The organism is Sulfurimonas hydrogeniphila (assembly GCF_009068765.1).
GTDB lineage: Bacteria > Campylobacterota > Campylobacteria > Campylobacterales > Sulfurimonadaceae > Sulfurimonas > Sulfurimonas hydrogeniphila.
The window spans coordinates 150,395-175,793 of record NZ_CP035534.1 but is presented as its reverse complement, the minus strand read 5'-3'; the positions used below and the strand labels follow the sequence as shown (position 1 = coordinate 175,793).

20 protein-coding genes and 5 tRNA genes are annotated in these 25,399 nt (G+C 38.1%); 11 read left to right on the top strand and 14 right to left on the bottom strand.

The genetic code is table 11. The annotated features are described in order from the left end of the window. The 10 genes from ETP70_RS00900 to ilvD all read right to left on the bottom strand — a co-directional run bounded on the left by ETP70_RS00900 (position 1) and on the right by ilvD (position 11,065). On the bottom strand, positions 1–786 hold the full coding sequence (locus tag ETP70_RS00900) for a cytochrome C (protein ID WP_151899397.1): 786 nt from the start codon (positions 784–786) through the stop codon (positions 1–3). A gap of 153 nt (positions 787–939) precedes the next feature. After that, positions 940–3,546 (bottom strand): Sec-dependent nitrous-oxide reductase, encoded by a 2,607-nt coding sequence (gene nosZ, locus ETP70_RS00895; protein WP_151899396.1) that lies wholly within the window; start codon positions 3,544–3,546, stop codon positions 940–942. Between the two features lie 109 nt (positions 3,547–3,655). Next, entirely contained in the window at positions 3,656–4,609 is a 954-nt protein-coding gene (locus ETP70_RS00890) for a hypothetical protein (protein WP_151899395.1), read from the bottom strand. Then, a complete protein-coding gene (locus ETP70_RS00885; RefSeq protein ID WP_151899394.1) occupies positions 4,602–5,270 on the bottom strand; it encodes a Crp/Fnr family transcriptional regulator in 669 nt (222 codons plus the stop codon). Before ETP70_RS00885 ends, ETP70_RS00890 begins: the two co-directional genes overlap by 8 nt. Before the next feature lie 7 nt (positions 5,271–5,277). Beyond that, the gene (locus ETP70_RS00880; protein ID WP_151899393.1) at positions 5,278–5,727 is read right to left on the bottom strand and encodes a hypothetical protein; all 450 of its coding nucleotides are present in this window, start codon (positions 5,725–5,727) and stop codon (positions 5,278–5,280) included. 71 nt (positions 5,728–5,798) lie between these two features. Then, positions 5,799–6,404, bottom strand: coding sequence for a YeeE/YedE thiosulfate transporter family protein (locus ETP70_RS00875; RefSeq protein ID WP_230973288.1), 606 nt, complete (start codon positions 6,402–6,404; stop codon positions 5,799–5,801). Continuing rightward, complete coding sequence (locus ETP70_RS00870; RefSeq protein ID WP_151899392.1) at positions 6,394–6,906, bottom strand: YeeE/YedE thiosulfate transporter family protein; 513 nt, start codon at positions 6,904–6,906, stop codon at positions 6,394–6,396. The genes ETP70_RS00875 and ETP70_RS00870 overlap by 11 nt, the downstream gene beginning before the upstream one ends. Positions 6,907–7,034: 128 nt before the next feature. Next, positions 7,035–7,553: a translation initiation factor IF-3 gene (gene infC / locus ETP70_RS00865; protein ID WP_188110014.1), complete on the bottom strand. Its 519-nt coding sequence runs from the start codon at positions 7,551–7,553 to the stop codon at positions 7,035–7,037. Further along, a complete protein-coding gene (gene thrS / locus ETP70_RS00860; protein ID WP_151899391.1) occupies positions 7,550–9,358 on the bottom strand; it encodes a threonine--tRNA ligase in 1,809 nt (602 codons plus the stop codon). Before thrS ends, infC begins: the two co-directional genes overlap by 4 nt. A 15-nt stretch (positions 9,359–9,373) precedes the next feature. Then, the gene (ilvD, locus tag ETP70_RS00855; protein ID WP_151899390.1) at positions 9,374–11,065 is read right to left on the bottom strand and encodes a dihydroxy-acid dehydratase; all 1,692 of its coding nucleotides are present in this window, start codon (positions 11,063–11,065) and stop codon (positions 9,374–9,376) included. Positions 11,066–11,207: 142 nt separating this feature from the next. Between ilvD and ETP70_RS00850 the strand changes: the two genes are divergently transcribed. The 7 genes from ETP70_RS00850 (at position 11,208) to ETP70_RS00820 (ending at position 12,742) form a co-directional block, all read left to right on the top strand. Next, a tRNA-Gly gene (locus ETP70_RS00850) sits at positions 11,208–11,282 on the top strand. Between the two features lie 41 nt (positions 11,283–11,323). Beyond that, positions 11,324–11,410, top strand: a tRNA-Leu gene (locus ETP70_RS00845). Between the two features lie 19 nt (positions 11,411–11,429). Further along, a tRNA-Cys gene (locus ETP70_RS00840) sits at positions 11,430–11,503 on the top strand. Positions 11,504–11,528: 25 nt separating this feature from the next. Beyond that, a tRNA-Ser gene (locus ETP70_RS00835) sits at positions 11,529–11,617 on the top strand. Between the two features lie 43 nt (positions 11,618–11,660). Further along, positions 11,661–11,736, top strand: a tRNA-Ala gene (locus tag ETP70_RS00830). A gap of 59 nt (positions 11,737–11,795) precedes the next feature. Then, a complete protein-coding gene (locus ETP70_RS00825; RefSeq protein ID WP_151899389.1) occupies positions 11,796–12,209 on the top strand; it encodes a thioredoxin fold domain-containing protein in 414 nt (137 codons plus the stop codon). Then, positions 12,197–12,742 (top strand): hypothetical protein, encoded by a 546-nt coding sequence (locus ETP70_RS00820; RefSeq protein ID WP_151899388.1) that lies wholly within the window; start codon positions 12,197–12,199, stop codon positions 12,740–12,742. Before ETP70_RS00825 ends, ETP70_RS00820 begins: the two co-directional genes overlap by 13 nt. A 71-nt stretch (positions 12,743–12,813) precedes the next feature. Here ETP70_RS00820 and ETP70_RS00815 read toward each other — a convergent pair whose 3' ends face one another. After that, complete coding sequence (locus tag ETP70_RS00815) at positions 12,814–14,274, bottom strand: sulfurtransferase (protein ID WP_151899387.1); 1,461 nt, start codon at positions 14,272–14,274, stop codon at positions 12,814–12,816. 188 nt (positions 14,275–14,462) lie between these two features. Between ETP70_RS00815 and hrpB the strand changes: the two genes are divergently transcribed. Genes hrpB through ETP70_RS00800 form a run of 3 tightly spaced genes read left to right on the top strand, consistent with a single transcriptional unit; the run spans position 14,463 to position 20,773 of the window. Next, positions 14,463–16,967 carry an ATP-dependent helicase HrpB gene (gene hrpB / locus ETP70_RS00810; protein ID WP_151899386.1) on the top strand — a complete coding sequence of 835 codons (2,505 nt, stop codon included), beginning with the start codon at positions 14,463–14,465 and terminating at the stop codon, positions 16,965–16,967. Between the two features lie 36 nt (positions 16,968–17,003). Next, positions 17,004–17,924, top strand: a complete 921-nt coding sequence (locus tag ETP70_RS00805; protein WP_151899385.1) for a cytochrome-c peroxidase — start codon at positions 17,004–17,006, stop codon at positions 17,922–17,924. Next, entirely contained in the window at positions 17,921–20,773 is a 2,853-nt protein-coding gene (locus tag ETP70_RS00800) for an EAL domain-containing protein (RefSeq protein ID WP_151899384.1), read from the top strand. Before ETP70_RS00805 ends, ETP70_RS00800 begins: the two co-directional genes overlap by 4 nt. A gap of 7 nt (positions 20,774–20,780) precedes the next feature. On the opposite strand, the gene ETP70_RS00795 is transcribed toward ETP70_RS00800, so the two are convergent. Together ETP70_RS00795 and ETP70_RS00790 are read right to left on the bottom strand one after the other, a co-directional pair. Then, positions 20,781–21,800 carry a GGDEF domain-containing protein gene (locus tag ETP70_RS00795; protein WP_151899383.1) on the bottom strand — a complete coding sequence of 340 codons (1,020 nt, stop codon included), beginning with the start codon at positions 21,798–21,800 and terminating at the stop codon, positions 20,781–20,783. 2 nt (positions 21,801–21,802) lie between these two features. Beyond that, on the bottom strand, positions 21,803–23,899 hold the full coding sequence (locus ETP70_RS00790; RefSeq protein ID WP_151899382.1) for an EAL domain-containing protein: 2,097 nt from the start codon (positions 23,897–23,899) through the stop codon (positions 21,803–21,805). An 82-nt stretch (positions 23,900–23,981) separates the two neighbouring features. Between ETP70_RS00790 and ETP70_RS00785 the strand changes: the two genes are divergently transcribed. Next, complete coding sequence (locus ETP70_RS00785) at positions 23,982–24,953, top strand: IS30 family transposase (RefSeq protein ID WP_151899381.1); 972 nt, start codon at positions 23,982–23,984, stop codon at positions 24,951–24,953. 24 nt (positions 24,954–24,977) lie between these two features. Here the strand turns inward: ETP70_RS00785 and ETP70_RS00780 are convergent, their stop codons facing one another. Next, positions 24,978–25,301, bottom strand: a complete 324-nt coding sequence (locus ETP70_RS00780; RefSeq protein ID WP_151899380.1) for a hypothetical protein — start codon at positions 25,299–25,301, stop codon at positions 24,978–24,980. Positions 25,302–25,399: the final 98 nt, after the last annotated feature.

Sequence of the window (25,399 nt, the reverse complement as noted above, 5' to 3'; positions counted from 1 at the left end):
TTATTTCTCTTCCATCTCTTTAAAAGCTTTCTGTTTTGCGAAAAAAGCCAAAATACTGAAAAAACTGATAAGCAACAGCATGTAAAAACCAATGGTTGGGTAGGAGTGTGTTGTAAACTGTGCTATTTTTCCGTCACCAAAAACAGTCGGCATAAAAGGCTTGATTTTAAAAGCACCCCAGTCATGCAGACTGTGCCCAAAATGATACAGCCAGTAGGAGTAATCAGCTATAAAGATAAGCGGCAGTGCGGCAGGAATCAGCATAATGTAATTAAAGATTTTTTTATCATAGGCAATAAACAAAATAATTCCCAAAGAAAGAAATAAAAGAGCATAAATTCCGATTGCACGTTCTATATGACCGCCTGCCCACATAGGGTCCATACCCACATAGTGGTTGATTGTGTTCATTTCATGTACTTCTCCACTGTATCCGTCAAAATGGAAAAAGACAGGTATCCCTTCCGGAAATGCCTCTTTCGGATAATTTGGAGCTTCCAGAGAAACCGCCCAGATAGGCAGAGATGCCGGACCGATTTCAGCCCCTTCTTCTATCATCTTCTCTAAATTGTTTCTGGCATCTTTAGGTGTTGCAACGCTTTTATATCTTCCTTTGTTGTATAGATTCCATACACTTTTACTGACCGATGAGACTTCATTTGCCTTCCCTTCTTCTATTTTATTCAAGGTTCCGTGAAAAGCTATCATTGGCAGTGTAAATGAAAATGTTAAAATCAGTAAAGCTATTGTGGCAAATATTTTGGCTTTTATGAGACTTGGATGCATATTTTATTCCTTTACTATAAGTGATTATAAACTTAAATATAGACTTAGTTAATTGTATCTAATTGTTTGGGGTAAATTTAATGATATATATCAATTTTTCATTGTGGAGGAGGAAAAAAAGCATTCCTCCTCCCTGTTGACATACTGTTGTGTTTAAAACAGATTTGCATTCTCATCGACCCATTTCAGGTATTCAATGATATTTTTGACTTCTTTTTCATTCATATGCTGATTCGGCATTTTTAGATTAAAGTAATCTATCATACTTTTCACATACGGATCATCATATTTGGATGCAGGATCCATAATGAAGTCTTTGACCCATTTCTCAGCATTTTCATGACGGAGTAAAACACCTGTGAGGTCTGGCCCAGAAGATACTTTACCGATAACATGACAACCGCCACATCCGCCTTCGCCAAATGCCCGTTCACCGGCAGCAGCAGCAGGAGACTGTTTTGTTGCAACTTTTTTCACTAACAAATCTTTGGCACGGATACCGACATCTGCCGTCTTGACCATATACTGCCAAATCATATTTTCAAAAAGAATTGCTTTTTCATAGTCGCCTTTTTTGACGGCTTCATCAGCTTTTTTCTTTTGTTCCGGAATTTTTCCGTACTGGTCAAGTGCATCTTCTACAAGTGCTTTGACTGTAGGATATTTTTCGTAATGATTTTCTTTTAGGAACTTGACAACAGACTGAATAACCGCATCTGTTGCATTGTTCACAGCTACAGTCTTTTCATACTCGGCTTTAAGCTCAGCTTTTGACATTTTTTTCATTTTAAGCTTTTGTGCGCTGACATATTTTTTGTTTGGATCTTTGACCATCAGATAACCCATCATTTCTAAGTGAAGGGCAGAACAAAACTCTGTACAGTAGTAAGGGAAGACACCCTCTCTGTCCGCTTTGAATTTAAGTTCTACAGTCTCTCCCGGTTCCAATGATCCGTGTACATTGTAGTTATCTACTGTAAAACCGTGTGTCTCATCTTCTGCTCTTTCAAGATTTGTCAGATAAAAGATTACAGTATCTCCTTTGTTCACAGTAATCCGTTCAGGATTAATATGGGAACGGACCAATGTACCGTAAATATATACTTTATTGCCTTTTCTTACAATTCTTTCCTGTCCTGCAAGCGTTTTTCCTACATGCATTTTACCCGTTTTCGGATTTGTACCCATTTTGTAGCGTACTTCAGTATGCAGTTTACTCGCACGAATTGCAACCGCCTGGTGTGGTTCACCCAACGGAATCGGCATATCATACAAAAGGTCCATTTTTTTGCCTCTGATATCAATCAGCTGGTGATTTTGCGGATGCAGAGGACCAACCGGATTAAATCTGTCAATAGCAAGTTTGTTCAAAGAAATTACATATTTTCCCTGCGGATCAGCCGATTTTCCTTCCATACTACACAGGTGTCCAACATTATAATGCACATTGACTTTGTCAAGGACTTTCAGTGTTTTGTAGTTCCATTTTACAATTTGTGAATCCACATAAAGTGACGTATAGATTTCACCGTCTTTCCAGTTTTTGCCATACTGGTTGTGCAATGGCCCAAGACCCAACTCTACCTGACCGTGTAAAGATTTTTTCATATCCAAAATAGGAATCCCGTAAGGATCTTTTCCTGCATATTCATGGTTATCAATCAGTTTTTTGATTTTACTCCATTTAAAAACAGAAGCATGTGTATCAAGTTTTCCACAGATAGTGATGTATTCACCATCAGGAGAGACATCAACACCGTGCGGAGATTTCGGTTCAGGAATTAAAAACAGTGCATTGTTGGCCACTGCCACACTCATAGGAATAACCTTCATTCCGTTGACAACTTTTACATTTTTTTTGTTTTTAGAAAGCTGGTAGAGTTTTTTCCAGTTGTATACATGTAAAAAGTCAGTATCATTTCTTGACATTCCTGCCTCAAACGGTGGCATTCCGACTTCTATACCGCCTGTGTACATCTCTGTATTGAAAGAGTTTGTAAAACCCCATCCAAAAGAGGCGCCTTTTCCGGCATCACTCAAATCCTGCATATAAGGAGGCATCTCAATCGTAAATGAATCTTTTGGTTTGATACGACCGATTTTTGGATCAAAACTCCATACAGTCACACCGCCCCGATATGTCTCTTTGTACTCTTCTATCGGGTGATAGTTATTGTCATACGGCGCAGCGTACTGACATGCTTCTAAAATATGTTTTGAGTTTGGCGTAAAGAAAGAGCCGCCGTGTTCTGATTTGAAAACAGGATTCACAACAATCTGTTTGGTTTCAAAATCATTTAAATCAATTACAGCCAGACGAGGATTTGCCTTATCGTTGATAATAAGCCATTTTCCGTCATACACCCCTTTTGTCTCAGAGAGTGCCGGGTGGTGCGTATCTCCCCAGGTGATTGATTTTCCCCGGATTTTTCCTTGTGCCAGGATTTTTTTGGAATCCTCGTCATATCCGTAGCCCTGCCATGGTTCCGGCGTAAATACGGCAATATATTTTAATATTTTCATAGATGGAACACCGTAGACAATTATCTGTCCGGACTGTCCACCAGAACTAAATACAATAAATTCATCTCTGCCACCGCTTGGTGTGTATGTTTTTGCAGCATGAATAATATCGTTTTCCGTAAGTCCCCTTGCCTTCATTACTTTTTGCAGTTCACCGCCGATAGCTGCCGACGCAACAGTCGCCATCAGTGAAGTGCCTAAAATAAGTGAAGTCAGCTTACTTAAATGAGTAGCCATTGTATTCTCCTTTTTTCTTTCATTTTGAGAAATTTTCCCAAATGATAGAAAAATCTTAATACACAAAGGCATCTAATAATTTGACCTTGGTCAAATTATTCAATTAGTTTTATTTTTTAAAGTTGTCCAAATGTATTTTCAGAGAATGGAGTTTCTGCAGAGATGTAGTGAGTTCTTCCAAAGATTCGATAAGGATATCCTCTTTTTTTACCAAATTTTTGTCAAGTCTGTTTTCTTCATCCATCACAGCAATTAATTCCAGCAAATCCTCTATACTTTTTTCTGTCTCTTCGAGTGATTTAGAAGCAGCCTGGATGGACTTGCTCGAATTTTCAATTGATTTGTCTATCTTTTGAACAAGAAAATTAAAAGCATCCGCTGCCTGTGTCACATCAGCAATACTGCTCTTTTCTTCTATCGGCTCCACACCAAGTACCGTTGATTTTTGCACAATTTTTTTAGAAGTATGGAGAAATTTCTGAATAAATCCAAGCAAAGATTTTAATTGGGAAAAAAGGTATAAAAGCAAAAGAAGCAAAACAACAAACAGCGTAACTTGAATAGTTTTATTTTTATGCTGCAGTGTGTCAAAATATTTTTTATGCATTTTTATCAGTTTGTTGAATTCTACTACAAGCTGCAGATTTGTATCATAGATATCTTTGACCAGTTTGTCAATTACAATGTTTGTATAACCGTTGTGTATCCGGGAGGCATCTCTGAATTTTTGCACAAGCAGATAAAAGTTATTCCACAGGGAAATAATTTTTTCCGACTCCTGTTTGATATCTTTTGAAAATATCTTATCGAGTATCTCATCTTTGTTGTTCATATTTTCAACAAAAGACTGTATATATTTGTCCAACTCTTCTACTGAAGCATCTTTGTTTTTATACATAAAAAAGATATTTTTCGCAATCTCCTGTGTAAATGCTTTTTGTTCATTAATCACTTTCAAAAGTCGCAAATTTGCTTCATTATGCGCAGCAATATGTTTGGAGTACAGGGCAAGCACTATGGAAAGAAAAAAAATCAATGCCCCTAGAAATTTTATTTTAGTCATCAATTTTATCCTTGTATATATTTTGCAAACCTCTTTGACTGATGATTTTTACCTGCCCGTGTATTATATCAATAATATTGTTTCGTTTTAATCTGTTAAGAACACGTGAAAGTGTTGCCGGCTGAATATGCAGCATCAGGGATATCTCATGGCGCTTGAGTTTGTTAAACATTTGCAAATCATCATAAAGCATCATGCTGACCTTCGAAACAGCATCAAAGATAAATTCCCGATTGATTAAAGATTGTAATTGTAATGATCTTTTTACAATCTCACCCGTAAATTCCTTTTGCAACAGATGTGTTTCTAAAAAATACTTCTTGAATTTTTGATAATTTATACTTAAAACCTGGGAATCTTCAATCAGCTGAATATTTGAAAAGGACCGGAGTTTTTCAGCATCAGTATCCGAAATCTCCGATATCATTGAATCTGCATATATGTAGTGCAGCACAACTTCATTATTGTGTTTGTCAATTTTATAGGCTTTTGCCATACCCTCGCACAGAAAAAACAGTTCATTACACTCTTCATTTTCATACTGAAGCATATACTCTTTTTTATAATGATGCAGCAAGGATATGGATGCAAGTCGCTCCAGGTCTTCATCTTCCAAAGAGGAAAAAAAATTCTGAGACCGTATGATATTTTTAATCGGCATAAGAGACTTATCGACTGGTTAGATTTGGGCATTTCTCTTGAGTGATTTTAAACCTGAACAATACCCTGCCTGTTTTTTCGCTTTTGTAAACATAAAGAGTATCAATTCCGGCAAGCAAAAATTTTTCTGAAGTTTTACAGACACCTGTCGTGATTGCTTTTTGCATTCTGCTGTGGTCTTCTTTTTGAACAGTTGCATCACTTTTTTTGCCGGTATCGATAACAAATGTATATACCAGCGTGTTCTTGTCATTAATGATACTTGTGACAGTAGTATATCTGTCGACTTTTTGAGGCAGTGTTTTGGACATCTCTTTTGCCGCGAGCGCAGCAATTTGAATATTTTGTTTTTTCAATTCTTCTAAAGGAAATTCCTGTGTATCCAATTCTGGTGTTTGCGCTATTGCAAACTGGAATAAAACTCCAAACAGTATTGCTATTCTCTGTATCTGCTGCATATCTATTTCCTTTTTTAAGGAATATTATACAGAAGAAAATCCGGTGAAAAGATGATATTTATCAATAAATATTATTCTTGCAGCTGTTGCAGATCCGCTTCATCAAACTCTTGGCGAAGAGGAATAACAATACTCACAATAATAAGAACAATACCAAAAATAAAGACACTTAAATTTTCATGTCCCTGAAAGTAGGATACCAAGGTTGTTTTTCCAAGACTCTCACCCATGATTTTTTTAAAAAAATCGAAATAAACAGTAAAGACCAGCCCGCCGAATATTCCGCCGATGGCTCCCACAAGAACATCAATGCGCCCTTCTGCAATAGATACGGGACCGGTTCCCGGACATTTTCCCAGTATTGCCATAGAAATACCAAAAATCGTACCGCCTATAATCAGTCCGCCTAAGATGATCGGCTTTGGATGGTACGATGCATATCCCGCTTCCACCATAAAATAGAGTCCTATAGAGGCTAAACCTATTGCCAAAAAGAGCATTTTAGGCACCACTGTATCTCTGAGCATTGCAAAACCGGCAATTTTTTCAAACTTGTCCACCCTGCTGTACTGAATCAGTACACCAAACACAAGCCCTATCATAAAAACGACAAATACCGAACCGTGGGATTCATTGGAGACAGTCGTAAACATGTTTAAGATTCTATCAAACATCATTTGCCTCACTTTTATAAAATACTTTTCCTGTAATAATCAGACTTAAAAGAACTACTCCGCCAAAAATCATACTGCTTATAGCCGTCTGTGCCATCCCGCTTAAAAAATGCCCGCTTGTACATCCGCCTGCCAGGCGTGCACCTATTATAAGAAAAAAACCGCTGATAAAACTCCAAACAAGCCGTGATATGACTGAAGAGTTTTTATATTTTTTCCAGCCTGTGGGCATAATACTCAAACGAAAAGTTTTTGTGACAAAGACAGAGGTCAAAAAACCGCCTGTCAGAGCACCCAAAAGCATTACCCCTTCCCAGGCACCGGCAAAATGTACCTCTTTGAGATAAGGGTATTTTTCGGGACTTAAATCAAAAAGTATCCCTGCGAAATAAGGCACATAGGTTGATGCTCCAAAAGGCCTGTTTGCTCCAAATACTGAAAATGTAAACAGTACCAATAACGCCATTAAGATTCCGGCTAACCACCACGGCATACGTCTAATCATAATAATCCTTATATAATAAATTACATGTAATTATAATACTATTTTTGTTAATTGATTGTTATCTTACTGATAAGAGAAGAAAATAATAAAGCCTTTAGGCTTTATTATAGAAGAAAATTGAAAAAAAGTTACTTCTTCGGAACGACATACATATTGTAATAACGTCCTTCAAATTTTGGCGGTTTTTCCATTACGGCGATGTCTTCAACCATAGGCCATACCTGCATAAGTACCTCTTTTGCAGCTTCAGGATGTGCCATTTCACGACCACGCAAAAAGACTCTGAATTTTACATGATAGCCTTTTTCAAGGAACTCTCTTGCATGCTTGACCTTGTAGGCAATGTCATTTTCTGCAATTTTCACCGAAAGTTTAATCTCTTTGACAACAATTTTTACCTGATTTTTTCGCTGCTCTTTAAGCTTTTTCTCTTCTTGGTATCTAAACTTGCCATAATCCATGATTTTCGCAACAGGCGGCTTGGCATTTGGAGCAATCAGCACAAGGTCTAAGCCCAATTCATTTGCTTTCGTCATAGCTTCATCAGTAGAGATGACGCCTAAAGATTCACCTCCATCTACATTACATCTCACCTCTGGAACACGGATGTCATCATTCATGATAACGCGGTCTTTGTTTTTACTCAAAAATTTACCTCATTTATTTTAGTTTGTATAAGTTTCAAGAATTCCTCTTCACTTAAGTTGTACTGCTCTCTAGTTCGTCTGTCGCGAATGGCTACAGTTTTGTTTTTAATCTCTTCATCCCCGATGACAACTATCATAGGAACACGGGTTTTTTCTGCAGTTCTGATTCTTTTGTTTAAAGAATCATTTTTCGCATAGATTTCACTATCGGCATTAATATCGATAAGTTTATCTGATAAAAGCTTAGCATATTCTTTATGTGTTTCTGCAACAGGAACAATTGCTACCTGTGTAGGGGCGATAAACATCGGAAATTCTCCGGCATAATGCTCTGTCAAAATCCCTATAAAGCGTTCAAATGAGCCTAAAATGGCACGGTGAATCATTACCGGCTGAATTTTATCATTCTCTTCGCCGTTATATTCAAGTTTAAACCGCTCAGGAAGATTAAAATCAAGCTGAATTGTTCCACACTGCCACTCACGTCCGATGGCATCGGTGATTTTGATGTCAATTTTAGGACCGTAAAATGCTCCGCCGCCTTCGTCTATTTCATAAGCCAGTTCGTTTTTATCCATTGCATTTTTTAGTGCCTGTGTAGAAATTTCCCACACTTCATCACTCCCGACCGCTTTTTCAGGTTTTGTAGAAATCATCATTTTATAGTCAAATTCAAAAGTAGACATAATTTTATCCACAAAATCAACTACTTCAATGATTTGTTCTTCAATCTGATCTGCACGACAGAAAATGTGCGCATCATCCTGTGTAAATTCACGTACACGGAAAAGCCCGTGCAAAGCCCCGCTTGCCTCATGACGATGCACAACGCCGTATTCAAAGTATTTAATCGGTAAATCACGGTAAGAGTGCAGTTCATCTTCATATACTTTGATATGCCCGACACAGTTCATCGGTTTTACCCCAAATTCAAGCTCATCTATATGGGTAAAGTACATGTTTTCACCGTAGTTTTGATAATGCCCTGATGTTTTCCATAAATCAGAACGGAGCATTTCAGGACCGCGTACAGGCTCGTATCCGCGTTTTCTGTGCGCTTTAAAAAGTAAAGACTCCAGTCTTGCGCGCAGGCGTCCACCGGCAGGCAGCCAGATAGGAAAACCGGCACCGACTTCTTCACGAAAGGTAAACAGTTTCATCTCGTTGCCGAGCTTGCGGTGGTCCCGTTTTTCAGCTTCGGCCAGCATTGTCATATGCTCTTTGAGGGCCTCTTTTGTTGCAAATGCTATACCGTATATACGTGTAAGCATTTCGTTTTTGGAATCTCCGCCAAGATAGGCACCGGAGATTTTTGTCAGTTTAAAGTATCGGATAAGACCGATATTTGGCAGGTGCGGTCCGCGGCAAAGGTCTTCAAACTCACCCTGCTTGTAAATACTGACTGTATCACTCGGAATTCTTTTCATGACTTCAAGCTTTAAATGGTCGTTTTTAAACTTCTCTATCGCTTCTTCTTTTGTAATTTCATACTTTTCTATCGGGTACTTTTTCTTTGCAAAAGAGAGCATCTGCTTCTCGATTTTCTTTAAATCAGCCTCGCCGATTTCAGCAGAAGTTTTAAAGTCATAATAAAAGCCCTCTTTGACAACCGGTCCCACATAAAATTCAGCATCAGGATAAAGTGACTTAATAGCCTGAGCCATAAGGTGTGCCGTTGAGTGACGCAGAACTTCCAAAGACTCAGGAGAGTTGTCAAGGTGAATCTGCTCACCCTCAAAGCCCAGCTCTTTTGCTGTCTGTGTATCTATAATTTCACCGTCTCTTTTTATAGCAATTTCATTCAAAATATATTTTCCTTCTTATAATTCTGTTTTTAATACAGCACCGTTTGATGCGTTAGAGACGAGCAACTGATAACGTTTCAGCCATTTTGATTTTACTTCATTTTTATAAGGAACATAATGGTCTTTTCTTCTTGCAAGTTCTTCGCCGTCTACATTTAACTGTAAGATGTGTTTGTCAACATCAAGTTCTATCTCATCACCGTCTTCTATCAATGCGATCAGTCCGCCCTCGGCAGCTTCAGGAGAAACATGCCCGATGGAAGCCCCTTTGGTAGCGCCAGAAAAACGCCCGTCGGTAATAAGCGCAACACTCTCGCCAAGCCCCATACCCTGAATAAGTGCCGTCGGGGCAAGCATCTCCTGCATACCGGGACCGCCTTTTGGACCCTCATAGCGAATCACTACAATATTGCCGGGTTTGACTTTGTGCGCCATAATTCCGTCTATTGCTTCTTGCTGTGAATTAAAACAGATAGCCGTACCTTTAAAGTGTCTCATAGAGTCTACAATGCCGGCTGCTTTAATAACCGCACCCTCAGTCGCAAGATTTCCAAATAAAATCGAGAGCCCGCCAACAGGAGAGTAGGCATTTTCATTTGTATGAATAATGTTTGTATCTTTTATCTCGGCATCTTTAATTCTCTCGCCGATAGTTTCACCGGTAACAGTCAGTGCATCAAGCTGCAAGACATCATTGCCTCTGTTGGAAACCTCTTTCATTACCGCATTGACGCCGCCCGCATCATCTATATCTTTCATGTGAACAGTTGTTAATGACGGAGAAATCTTTGCAATGTGTGCAACTTTTTCTGCAATTGCATTAATATTTTCTATTTTAAAATCAACATCTGCCTCTTTGGCAATGGCAAGCATATGCAGTACGGTATTTGAACTTCCGCCCATAGCCATATCTACGGTAAATGCATTATGCACCGCTTTTTCATTCAAAATATTTTTAAAATTGTATTTTTCGTTATTTTCCATTTTTGCAAGCTCGACAATACGTTTTGCCGCTTTTTTCACCATTGCAATCCGCTCAGGTGTCATGGCTAAAACAGTTCCGTTACCAGGAAGTGCTATACCCATCGCCTCACAGAGAGTATTCATAGAGTTTGCTGTAAACATACCCGAACAGCTTCCGCCGGAAGGACAAGCTTCACACTCTATCTCATACAGCTCCTCATCCGTCATATTACCCTCGGCATGCTGACCGACTGCCTCAAATGCAGTTGCAAGGTCAATCGGCGTACCGTCTTTTTTGTGTCCCGCAGCCATAGGCCCACCGGAGACAAAAATAGTAGGAACATTCACACGGAGTGCCCCTATAATCATACCCGGAACAATTTTGTCACAGTTAGGGATACAAATCATCGCATCAAGTTTGTGCGCATTCATAACAGTTTCAATAGAATCCGCAATAATTTCACGTGACGGCAAAGAGTAAAGCATACCGTCATGCCCCATGGCAATACCGTCATCAACACCGATTGTGTTAAATACAAATGGCACACCGCCTGCTTCACGGATGGCCTCTTTTACTATTTCACCATATTCATGCAAGAAAAAGTGTCCTGGAATAATGTCAATATAAGAGTTTGCAATTCCGATAAACGGTTTGTCAAAATCTTCATCTTTTAGACCGGTAGCACGCAACAATGAACGGTGAGGCGCCTTATCAAAGCCCTTTTTGATTATATCACTTCTCATAAAAAATCCCTGTATAGTAGTTTACATCTTAAAATATGAATGCGATTATAGCACTTTTTTACTATTTTTAACTAAAAACTCTTTACAAAGCAAAAAAAAAAAGCTATAATTCCGGCTCACTTACAAATTGTAAACTGAAATTGCGGGAATAGCTCAGTGGTAGAGCACAACCTTGCCAAGGTTGGGGTCGCGAGTTCGAACCTCGTTTCCCGCTCCATTTAATTTAAGATTGTTAAACTGTGGTACACTCAATATATTGCCCGGGTGGCGAAATCGGTAGACGCAGGGGACTTAAAATCCCCCGGTAGCAATACTGTGCCGGTTCAAGTCCGGCCCCGGGCACCACTGATAATTAACTGAAACTGGTGCCATCGCCAAGTGGTAAGGCCGCAGCCTGCAAAGCTGCTATCCCCAGTTCAAATCTGGGTGGCACCTCCAGTTTTTTAATCATAACTACAAATGTGGATCTTTGGCAGAGTTGGTCGAATGCACCGGTCTTGAAAACCGGCGAGGGTAACACCTCCCAGGGTTCGAATCCCTGAGGGTCCACCATTTATAAAATCAAAAAACATTTACGATACTTACAAATATATATGGGGCATTAGCTCAGCTGGGAGAGCGCTTCGCTGGCAGCGAAGAGGTCAGCGGTTCGATCCCGCTATGCTCCACCACCACATATTCGTTTTGTCCATCAAATTCCTTATTTATCATTTTATGCTAAAATAAAAACATGAATTTTTATAAGAAACTATTATTATTGCCCTTACTGTCAATTTCTCTGTATGCCAACTATTGGGATGATTACAATCTTTTTGCAGAGTATATGGGATACGAAAGAGATTACAACAAAGCTGTTAACATTGCCAAAAAAGAGAATAAAGACCTTCTTGTAATTCTGGTAAGTGACGGATGTCCTTTTTGTCATCGTCTGGTAGATACTATTTTAATAAAAAAAGATATACGAGACTATATCAACAAAAAGTATATAAAGCTTATAATAAATCGCGATACAGATAAAAATATTCCCAAAAAACTTATCAGACCTTTTTCACCGGTTACCTATATTATAGATGCACCCAGTGGACAGATTATTGATGAGATTGACGGCTGGCAGGAAGAGGAAAACTACTTATGGCACCTTTAATGAAATTTTTTACTTTCAGTGCACTTGCTTTATTTGTACTTCTTACCGGATGTGCCCAGCCAAAAAACCTTTCCTATGCACAACAGATAAAAGAAAGAACAAAGTATTACTCTTCACTCAGTGAAGAAGAACAAATCAAAGCGGTTACACAATACTGGTGGAAAATACAATTTATAAAAGCCCCTTCGTATAAGGTACAAAAAGCAGCACTGGAAACCTCTCCAAGAGCTATTGAAGAGATTGAAAATCCAACGAAAGAGATTCAGATTCTTGCAGTAAACAAGATTATGAAAAACGGCAGCTTTAACATAGCATTAACAAAACTGATTGAATCATTTGACGAAGAAGCACAAATAGTCGCAGTAAGACATAATCCGCAAATCATTAAATTTATCACTTACCCTTCAGAAAAAGTGCAATTAGAAGCAGTGAAACTCAATCCATTTGTTATCAAAAATATTATTAATGCGACACAAAAAGCAAAACAGGAAGCAGTCAAACGCAACCCGAGAGTTGCAAAGTTTTTACGCTGAAAGATGTAAAAAGCGCACTGCAAAATAACGACACAAGGAGGGACCTCCCCTCCCCTATTGCATATTAAAACCTAGAAGTCAAAACGATAGGCTTCATCTTCTTCTACAATGCGGTTTCCTGAACCTTCAGGCGCATAAGGATAAAGTGTTGCAGAAGCCGGTCCCACATCAACAGAATCGTTATATTTTATATTTTCTGTATAGCGCGAAACATCTGTTCTCCATGGTGAATCTTCCGGAAGCATTTGTTTTGCGTAAGTATCTACCGCATCTGCAAGTTTTGACCACTGAATCCATGAACCGTCATACATGTGTGTTTTGTATCCTAAAATCTCATACGATGCAAAAGTCACAAGCGATGCACGGGTACCTGTTCTGCAGTATGTATATACATCACTGTCACGCTTTACGCCTAATTTTCTAAATGTTCTTTTAAGTTCTCTTTTTGAGAGAAAAGTCATCGATGCATCACGCTCATCGACTATGCCGTCACCATTAAGATCTTTGACAAAGTCTTGAGTGTTAATAACACTGCGGTATTCGAGATTAACAGCACCTCTGATATGTCCTTCAAACGCGGAATAGCACTGCTGATCATGATTTACACCACACTCTTTTGTTTCTGTTTTGCTTCTTTTAACTTCGATTTCAGCATTGTATTCAGCCGCACTTCTGCCATCAATAATAACATCAGATTTTTGGTTTGCATCAACTACATTCATTATATCTTCCATACTGGCAAACAATGAGAAGTTTGGTTGGGTAGGCAGTGTTTTTATAGATTCAAAGTTCTGGCGCTGTGCCGGTGCACGACCGCTTTTTGCGTCACCAAAATCAAGTTTTCCGCCCGGAGCCATCAAATACTCAGACCCCATCTCTGTAAACATTGACTCTTTGCTCGTTACACCCGCTCTTTTTATACGAGGGTTTAGCTCAGGATCAAACATATACATTGCCGTTCCGTTCATTAATGAAACATGATCCTCTTTCATTCCCCAATAACTCATTGTCCACAAAAAGCGTGATGCCAGTGCCATATTCTGAGGATCATCTGATGCGACTACAACCAAAAGCATATCTTCATTCGGATTGATATCGTATGCCCAAAAAGCACCATCCATACCTGTCATACCGCCTGAAAAAATCGGCATAGGAATATCAGAAATTCCGTCATTGCGAATATCGCCTGTTGTAGTACACCCTGCTGTTCTGTCAAAAGTAAATACATGCACATCGTCATGCTTCACAAATGGTTTGCTTCCCGGCAAAAGTCCTACCTGCATCACAAACAGGCGCCCGTTCACACCTGCTGGTTTATTTGCTTCCCAGTCATTAATCCACTTTGCAGCAACGTCTGCATTTACAAGACCGTACTCATTATCTTTATAACTTTTTTGATCGTGGTTCAAACCCCTTACAACTTTTATAGAATGCCCTTTTTTAGAAACTCTGTCAAAAAAGTTTGAAAAAGTACCTGCTTCAAGTGATACAGCCAAAGTTGCTGCAACCACTATAAGTGATGTTTTGTTCATTTTTACTCCATATTTTAAAAATTTACCGTAACTGTATCACGAAAATATAATTTTTATAATTTTTTGATGTTATAATATAAATTAATAATAAAAGTGAGTAAAAATTACACACTGGAAAAAGCAGTATCAGTTTTTATAAACATTTAAATAAGAAAAAATTATTTGGATAAAATGCTATAATACTCTATATGATAAAACTACCGATACATGACGTCTTAGAAGATGTAAAAAAATCACTGCAAAATAATAACAGGCTTGTTTTACAGGCTCCTCCCGGGGCAGGAAAAAGCACTGTTGTGCCTATCTCTTTGCTTGATGAAGCCTGGCTTGGAAACAAAATGATCATTATGCTTGAGCCGCGGCGCGTGGCTGCCCGGATGGTTGCTTCGCAAATGGCGAAACTTCTGGGTGAACCACTTGGAGAGCGTGTGGGCTATCAGATAAAAATGGACAGTGTTTATTCAAAAAACACCAAAATTCTGGTTGTTACCGAAGCTGTTTTAGTACGCAAACTCCAAAGCAATCAGACTTTGGATGATGTAGCTATGATTGTTTTTGATGAGTTTCATGAACGCAGTATTCACACTGATTTGTCCCTTGCGCTGTCTTTGCAGGTACAGGAACTCTTACGTGATGAGTTGAAAATCCTGATTATGTCCGCCACACTCAATGCAAACGAAATCTCCTCCCTGCTCGGTGATGTTCCCGTGATAACTTCAAAAGGGAAAAGATATGATGTACAAAATATATATCTTGACATCAAAACAAAACAACCTGACGCACGCTCTTTGAATGCTTTGCTTCTCAAAACGACACTGCAGGCATTAAAAAAGCATACAGGAGATATTTTAGTCTTTTTGCCAGGAGTCAAAGAGATAAAAAATTTGCAAAATGCACTTCTTAATACCGTTAGCAAAGATGTCCTCATTGTACCGCTCTACTCTTCACTCTCAAAAAAAGAACAGGACAGGGCACTCTCCTCCTCCTCAAAACGAAAAATCATACTCAGTACAAACATTGCACAGACATCTCTGACCATAGAGGGCGTGACAGTCGTGATAGACTCGGGTCTGGAGAAGCTCTCACGCTACAACCATGCCAATGCGATGAATCATTTGGAAATGTCCTTTGTCTCAGAAGATGCCGCCGTTCAAAGAGCAGGCAGAGCCGGAAGGCTCTCAAACGGAGTCTGCTACAGGCTGTGGCATGCATCAAAAATACTGCAACCGTCCACAAAACCCGAAATACTCCGGACGGATTTAAGCTCACTGATGCTGGATTTGGCTTTATGGGGTGTTGATGACTTTTGCGAACTGAAATTTTTGGATATTCCGCATCCCGACACTACTCAAAAAACAAAAAAAATTTTACAGGCGCTCGCAATGCTTGATGCTTCTTTCAAAATCACCGCTTTTGGCAGAGATGCTCTGAGTCTGGGACTGCATCCAAGATTTTCCTATATGATTTTAAAAGCAAATGATTTGGGCTTTGCCTATGAAGCCTGTCTGCTGGCCTCACTTTTGGGAGAAAAAGATATTTTTAAAGATGCATCAAAAGAGAGTGATATACTGCCGCGATATATACATCTTTTTGAGCAAGACTGCAACAGTAGCTATATCCATACATTCAGAGCCAAAGAAGTACTCCGCGAAGCAGAGTTTTTTTATAAAAAACTCAAATATATCAAACAGGCACACAAAAAAAACAGTTCACTTGACAAAGATATACTCGGGGTACTGCTCCTTTTTGCCTACCCTGACAGACTCGCTAGACGGCGAGACAGCAACAGTAACAAATACATACTCAGCAACGCAAAAGGCGCCATGCTTCATGACGAAGACACTTTGCGCAATGAAGAGTACCTGGTTGTGGCAAATCTTCATGCACATGCCAAAGACTCACTTATAAATCTGGCACTGAGTGTAACAATGACGCAGATTGAGCAATACTTTTCTTCCTTTATGCACACCAAACAAACAATAAACTACAATAAAGAGAACAAGAAGTTTGACATAAGAGAAGAGACTTACTTTTTAAAACTGCTCCTTTTTGCAAAACCGATACAGGTTGCAAAAGGGCAAGATTTTCAAAAGCTGCTTACAGAGTTAATAAAAAAAGAGGGTCTGGAACTTTTGACATGGAGCAAAAAAGCTGTAAAATTCAAAGAAAGAGTCAATTTTTTACACCATCATCAAGAGTTTGCAGACTTTAGTGATACAGCGCTGCTTGAGAGACTTGACCTTTGGCTGGAGCCTCATCTTGACAACATTGCAAGCATAAAAGAGTTGGAAAGTTTAGATATTTATGCACTGTTGCGCTCACTCTTGACATGGGAACAGCAGCAGCTTTTGGACACCCAGGTACCCCAAAGTATTACAGTACCAAGCGGTTCAAGTATTCATATAGATTACACCGACGTTCACAAACCCTCTTTACATGTAAAGATACAAGAAGTGTTCGGACTTCATGAAACACCCAAAGTGTTAAACGGCACACTCCCTTTACAGATGCATCTCCTCACACCCGCTATGCGACCCATACAAATCACTTATGATTTAAAAAGCTTTTGGGAGAACTCTTATGCCGAGGTCGCAAAAGAGTTACGGGGAAAATACAAAAGGCATTATTGGCCGCAAAATCCTTTTAAAGCTGTTGCTACGAGTAAAACGAAAAAACATATGTACGGACAATGAAATATTGTTTTAGGTTATTTGTGATAATATTACAGTATGTATAAAATAATAATTCTCATCTTCTCTTTTTATGTTACTTTGCTAACGGCAAATGAGCCTATTACACCTTTACCGCAAAGTGTACAGGTCAATCAGGCAAAGGCAAAACTCGGTCAAGTGCTCTTTTTTGATCCTATTTTATCGCATGATAATACTATCAGCTGTGCAAGCTGCCACGATTTGCACAATGGCGGAGATGACGGGTTAAAATTCTCTTTTGGTATTCAAGGGCAAGAAGGCTCAGTGAATGCGCCTACTGTTTATAATGCTGTTTTTAATTTTCGACAGTTTTGGGACGGTCGGGCAAAAAATCTGCAGGAACAGGCCATTGGACCTATTGAAAATCCTGTTGAAATGGGTTCTAGCTTTGAAGAGATCATACCAAAACTCAAAAAAAGCAAATACAAAAAACTTTTTGATGCAATTTATAATGACGGTATTACCAAAAATAATATTACAGATGCCATCGCGGAATATGAAAAAACACTCATCACGCCAAACTCCCGCTTTGACAGATATCTCAGGGGTGATAAAAGTGCTCTCACTCAAAAAGAAAAAGAGGGATACGAACTTTTTAAGTCAAAGGGGTGTGTAAGCTGCCATCACGGAGAGAACATTGGCGGCAATCTTTATAACAAATTTGGTATCTTCAATGAATCAAATTCCGAGTGGCTGGGAAGATACAATATTACCCATAAAGAGCGGGACAAATACTTTTTTAAAGTCCCCTCGCTTCGAAATATTGCAAGGACGGCACCCTATTTCCATGACGGGCGTACCTATGATTTGAAAAAAGCGGTAGAAATTATGTCTCAGTATCAACTCGGTCGTCACATTACAAAAGAGGAGATTGCGAAAATAACTGCTTTTTTACAGTCTCTCAACGGTGAACTTCCTAAAAATATTGAGCCAGAATGATAGAAAAGTTAAAGCATACCGATAAAACTACATTCATTCTCTTTGTTTTCATCCTTTTTGTTTTTATAATGTTTGTAAACGGCTACAAAATCAAAGAAAACATGAGTCATTTTTCACTCCAAAGCAATAAAATAACCCAACTGCAACTTATAGACAGAGAACTCAATGACTTTACATTCACTGCAAATAAATTCACAAATTATGATACAGTTGACCAGCAAAAAAAACAATTTGAGAAAATTTTAAAAAGCCTGCGTCAGGATATGCAAAAATACAATAAAAACACTGCACCTCTTTTAGAAAAAATTGCACAAAACTTTCAAAAAAAAGCTGATGATTTAGAATACTTCAAAGCACAAAACTCTGCTCTTATAAACAGCTCCCATTTTCTTTTTGGTCTGCATACGACAATTTCCAATGCAGCTGATATTTCTCTTCAGGCAAAGAACCTTACAAATGAGGCTCTTTTTTATATCTTACGATATGCTTCAAGTGAATATATAGATAAAAAAACCATACAAAAAAAGCTTCATGAACTTAAAATAATTGCCCGCAATAAAAACAGTCAATATCTTTATACTTTTTATATGCACGCAAAAGTAATGCTCCAAACACTCCAATCACTCAAAGAGGTTTCACAAGAAGTACAGACAAATCCGCTTTACAGGCAACTCGAAGCACTCAAGCGTCATATAACACTTGACTATGAAAAAGACTTGCAGCACCAGACATGGCTGATGATAGTATTTTTCCTTGTAACTGTTTCGATTTTATTTATACTTATTTTTTCACATCTTCAGTCAAACAAAACAAAAAAAGAACTTTTGGCATTTAAATATGCCATAGAACACAGTGACAACATTGTAGTCATCACAGATGCACAAAGAAATATCGTCTATGTCAACGAAACATTTGAAAAAACAACAAAATACAAAGCACAAGAAGTACTGGGACAAAATCCAAGAATCTTAAAATCAGATATTCAGGACCCGGCTCTCTATGAAGAACTCAATGCAAAACTTGCCAAAGGGGAAAAATGGGAGGGACAGTTTATCAACAAACGAAAAGACGGCTCTCTTTTATACGAAAAGGCTTCCATCGTTCCGATTTTTCTTCAGGGAAAACTGGTGAACTATATTGCGCTTAAGCTTGACATCACAGAATATATAGAAAAAAACAAACAACTCGCCCAGGCAGCCAGTGTTTTTGAAAATACAGAAGAGTCCATCATCATAACAGATTCAGAGGGAAAAATTATCTCTATCAACCGTGCTTTTACAAATATATACGGCTACTCTTTTGCTGAAGTAAAAGGCAAAAGTCTCAAGTTTCTCCATTCGGGAGTACAGGATACAAGTTTTTACAAAGATCTTTGGAATCAACTGATAGAACACGGTATATGGAAAGGAAAATTTGTCAATAAAACCAAAAACGGTGAACTGATTCCTCTTTGGTCAACAATTAAAAAAATCACAAACTCCAAAGGCGATGTTCTCAACTATACTGCAGTGCAGACCGACCTCAGAGAGATAGAGACTTCACAGGCAAAAGCGGATTATCTTGCCTATCATGATGCGCTCACAGGACTTTCCAATCGTGTCAACTTTGAAGAGTATTTGCAACATGCACTCATAATAAGCAAAAGAAACAAGGATATTTTGGCTGTATTGTTTATAGACCTGGACCGTTTTAAAGTCATTAATGATACACTCGGGCATGACATAGGAGATGAAGTTTTAAAAACTGTTGCTTCAAGACTGAAAACGACACTCAGAGAAAGTGACTTTATTTCCCGTTGGGGCGGTGACGAATTTGTTATAATTTTGGAAAACCTGACACTTGCAAGCGATGCGGCAATAGTCGCTCAAAACATTATAAAAAACCTTGAAGAACCCATACATGTAAATGAGCACTCGCTTATCACTACGGCAAGTATCGGTATAGCCGTTTATCCGCAAAACGGAGAAGATTCCCAGACACTCATAAAACATGCCGACAGTGCGATGTATCTTGCCAAAGAGTCAGGAAAAAACAACTTCCGCTACTACACACAAGAACTTTCACGCAACATACAGCACAGACTCGACATTGACATGGCACTTCGTAACGCTTTGCAAAACAATGAACTTTTTATGGTTTTTCAACCACAATACAGACTCAAAACAAAAACCATCCACTCTGTTGAAGCCCTTGTCCGATGGAAAAATCCAAAACTTGGCAATGTTACCCCTGACAAATTTATTCCTGTCGCCGAAGAAAATGGTACGATTATCCCACTTGGGTACTTCGTCTTTGAAGAGTCCTGCAAAGCATTTAATCAAATGAAAGAAGCAAACATTCACATACACTACATTGCTATCAATGTCTCCAGTTTGCAGTTTAAAGAAGCCAATCTTTTGGAAACTTTTTTAGCCATAGCGGCAAAACACAATGTCCAACCGCATGAGATAGAGATTGAAATCACTGAACGCTTCATAATGGAGCACACCGTTGCCAATATGGATATTTTGCAAAACTTCAGAAACTACGGATTTAAAATTTCAATCGATGACTTCGGTACAGGGTACTCCTCTATGTCCTATCTCAAACAACTCCCCACCGACACCATCAAAATAGACAAATCTTTTGTCGATGACATAGCCAACGGCAGTTCGGACAATGTCATCATCGAAGCAATTATAGCGCTTTCAAAAACACTCGAATATATGATAGTTGCCGAAGGCATCGAAACACAGGATCAGGAAGAGTTTCTGGCTGAAGCAAACTGTGATTTTGGACAGGGTTATCTTTTTTCACGACCGGTTACATGTAAAGAGATTATTGAAAGATTCTCTGAAAAGATTCTGTAAATATTTTTTAACTGGCAAGCTCACTGTATAAAAAATATCTGTTTTTTCCGGATTCCTTGGCTTTGTACATTGCCGCATCTGCTTTCTTCTTTAATTCATGTGCAGACAAAGAATCATTCGGATAAAGTGAAACACCTATACTTGCAGAAAGATTTATATGCTCATTTGGACAATTTTTTTGAAGATTTGCAACAAGTTTGTCTAATCGGTCTTTTAATTCATTTTTTGTCTCATATGTCACAATACAAACAAATTCATCTCCGCCCAAACGAGAGGTAAAATCAGTTATCTGCTCTATTCTTTTGGATGCTTCTACTAAAACTTTATCGCCGGTGAGGTGTCCAAAAGAGTCATTTATCTCTTTAAAGCCGTCCAAATCTACAAATATCAACGCAAAGTTTTTGCCTTTTAAGTATTGATATAGCACCTCATCAAATAAAAACCTGTTTGGAAGACCTGTTAAGGGGTCGTGTGTTGCTTTATAGTTGAATGTTTCCACATCGCTATGAAGCTTTTGCAGCAATTTGAAAAAATACAGAGGAATAACCAGATAAGCAATAAACCAGCCAAAACCGAGTGCTCTGTTTTGTATCCAAAACGGGCTGGTGTTGAGCAGAACAAGCCAGGTAATTAAAACTATACCATAGGTGACAAATCCTATCTTTTCTCCATACCGTACTCCGTACCCTATACAAAACCATAACAGCAAAGCAGGAAAATATGCCGAAAGCGGTCCTGTCAGGTACATAACATAACCAGTTGCTGTTGTTTCAACAAAGCTCATAAAAACAATTCGTTGGTTTTGGAGAAAATAGGGATATTTGTAAACTATAAACATATATACGGCAATTAAACTCAGCATCAAAACAGGAAACAGCATAATATACTTATAGACTTCAACACTAAGCGCATGCTCAACAAAAGTATAATACGTAATGGCAATAACCGATACAGCAATAAAAAAAAGACGAAAATAGGTCTGTATATATTCATTGTGAACATACTGTTTTTGCAGATCTGTATTCAATCTTAGCCCCTTAAAGAAAAATATGCTTCAAAATCTTGAGCACTCAACGGTTTGGAAATATAATACCCCTGTATCATATCACAGCCATTCTTTTTAAGCCATTCAAGTTGCTCTTTGCTCTCAACACCTTCTGCCAAAGTTGTAACATTTAAAACCTTTGCCATCTCAATTATAATCTTTACAATTTCTCGCTCTTTGTCGCTTTGTATAATTTTATCAATAAAAGACTTGTCTATTTTAAGTGTATCAAATTCCATTTGCGTTATTTGAGACAGTGAAGAGTGTGCTATTCCAAAATCATCAATCTCTACAGATATGCCAAGCTGTTTCATAATCTGCAGAAATTTTTCTGCTGCCGCATAATTTTGTACCGCTGTTCTTTCTGTAATTTCAATTGCTATACTCTTATTGTTCAGGCCATACTTTGTCATGGTCTCTTCAAAAAAATCCAGAAATTCTTCACTCTCTACATCATAAGAAGAAATATTTACGGCAACCGTTACATGTAAACCTTTTTTTCGCCAAATCTGCTGCTGCTTTGCAACATTTGTTATAACAATCTTTGTGATTTTTTTAATAAGCCCAAGCTCTTCTGCGACATGTATCATATACTCCGGCACTATCTGCTTATTGTTTTTATCTTTAAGCCTGATAAGTGCTTCACAGTACAGAATTTTTTCTGTTTTTACATCTATTACAGGCTGATAATGCAGCGCAAAGGCATTATTTTCTATTGCATCAATGAGTACTGTTTCCGTCTCAATGTATGTACTTAACGTCTCTTTCATTTTAGGCTCATATACTGCTATCTCTTGTTTGTGTTTGCTTGCATAAGAGAGTGCCGTCATCGCTAAATCTCTTACTTCTAAGCTGTTTTCACTGTCTTGAGGGTATTTTGCTATGCCGAATCTGCAACTGACGGGAATGTGCCTTTGCTTGACAAAAATACTATGTGCACACTGGTTGGCTATTTTCTTGGCAATTTTTTTGAGCTGGTTCACATCTTTAATCAAAAGACAAAATTTATCACCTGCAAGATGATAAACAGAGTCGGTGACTGCCAAACTCTCTTTCATTATATCCGCCACCGCACAAAGTACTTTATTTCCGAATGAAAAGCCATACAGAAGGTTAATATTTGAAAAAGAACGTATATTGATAATCAGCAGAGCAAAAGGCTCTTTATACTTTTTTAGTTTTTTTCTAAGCGCGTTATCATTAGGATAATCGCAAAGAAACTCATGGTAGGTCAGATAATTCAGTTTTCTTGCATCCCTAAGAGCCTTCAGCCCGGTTTCCACATTGTTTTTAAACATATTTAAAATACCTTCAAAAACTTCCGGTTTTGTTATTTTGGCTTGAAAATAAAAAACAATTTTTAAAACTTCTTCTGCATAAGCAACTTTCAGATGTTTTTGCATGACAAAATCTTTTATATCATTCTCGGGATAACGGTATTTCTTTCCTGACTTTCGTGTTAAAACAACCTGCTCACAAAATTCACTCTCAACAAAATGTTTGCATATACAAAACAGGATCCGTTCTTCATCGCTTTGTGTAATAAAATGTTGATTGATTTCAGCTATTGCCTGATTTGCAAATTCATGGAGTTTCAGTACGGTTATTTCATTCCAAAAACCTAAAATATCTAGAATCATATCACCGCGATTCAGATTTACAAGCCGGTCATCAATCCAGATATAAGAGCCGTCTTTGCACACTATTCGGTACTGGTGTTGCAAATACTGGTTTTGGGCAAGGGTATTCTGTACTTTTAAAACTTTGTCTCTGTCTGCCTCATAAATATGTTCCTGCCACCAGAACAAATTTGATCTGACATCGTCAGGAGTAAATCCTGTTAACTTTTTTATAGCCTTTGAAACAGTTATCTGAAAACTCTTGTCTTTAAATATACGTACTTTATAGGCCACAATCGGCAAATAGTGCAGCAACTCAGAAAACTCTTCTTTTATCTCTTTAAACTTTGTATTGTCTATAAACCAGATAATACCTGCAGGTTTGCCTTTGTAGACAATAGTCTGCGAAACGGCAATAACATCTAAAATGACACCTTTTACATTCGCCAATTCTAATATCAAGTGCAATTTTTTAAAAGTAAGTTGAAAGGTAGGGTTAACTGATAACCTGCTAATCTATTTCAACTAAAAAATAAGAAGTAGCATGAGATATAAACAATTAACCCTAGAGAAACGATACCATATTTCAGCTTTGCAAAAGGCTGGATTAAACCAAAAAGAAGTTGCAAATGAACTTGGTGTGCACCCATCAACAATAAGCAGAGAGCTTAGAAGAAATAATGATACTATAAGAGGCTATAATGCAGAACTAGCTCAGATTATTTCAACAAAAACTGAGATGCAAAAAAGAAAGAGATACTCACTCACTAAACCTATCGAGAAATATATCAGAGCTAAGCTGAAACAGGACTGGTCACCAGAACAGATATCAGGTCGTATGAAACTCGATACCGGGGTATCAGTAGTTCATGAGACTATATATCGCTACATTTATACCAACAAAAAGAATGGTGGTAAACTTTACCAGTACCTCCGACACAAAAACAAGAAGTATCATAAGCGAAGTAATGACTATATGGCAAGAGGTACTATTATAGACCGTGTCATGATAGATAAGAGACCAAAGATTGTAGAGGAAAAGTCTCGCATCGGAGATTGGGAAATTGACACTGTAGTTGGTAAAGATCATAAAGGATTTTTAGTTACTGTAGTTGACAGAAAATCAAAATTTGCTATCATTAAAAATGTACCAACTAAACATGCCGAAGTAGTAACCCAAGCACTTATAGAGATGCTCACACCAATGAAAAAGATCACTCATACAATTACAAGTGACAACGGCAAGGAATTCGCATATCATAAACAAGTAGTAGCTGCACTGAACACAGATTTTTACTTTGCTAATCCACACCACTCCTTGGAAAGAGGATTGAATGAGCATACTAACGGATTAATCAGGCAGTATTTACCCAAGAAAAGCACCTTTTTAAATGTCTCAAAGGATGAAATCATTATGATTCAGAACAGACTTAACAATCGACCTAGAAAAATCTCTGGATACAAAACTCCATATGAGGTGTTTTTTAGTGAAATGAGTAAAAAGTTAGCTAGTTAAATTAGGTGGAAATTGCACTTGATATTAGAATTGGCGATTTAATCTCAGTTCGTAGTTTTTGATACCGGTATCTTTGCTTATGAGGTCTTTGCGAACATGCTGCGGGGTACTCTTGTCAAGAAGCATCTCTGGAGTATAGGAAAAAAGCTCTTTTGCGTCTATTTTAAAATGCTGCAGTGTATAGTTGTTTGCATAGACAATATTGGGCTGATATATAAAAATACCTATCGGCACACTGTTGAGTACAAATTTAAGGATTTTTAAATTATCCTGTATGGTACCTATCAGATTTTCAAATTCCTGTTCTTCAAATTTTGGCAAAATTTCTGCTTTACTGTTTCCAATCATTTGTTGCATACTCTATGGATTGTTTTCATCTTTATTGCAAAAAGTACAGCTAAACAGCGTTTCCGCTTTTCTAGTAATGTCATAATCCGTATCCAAAA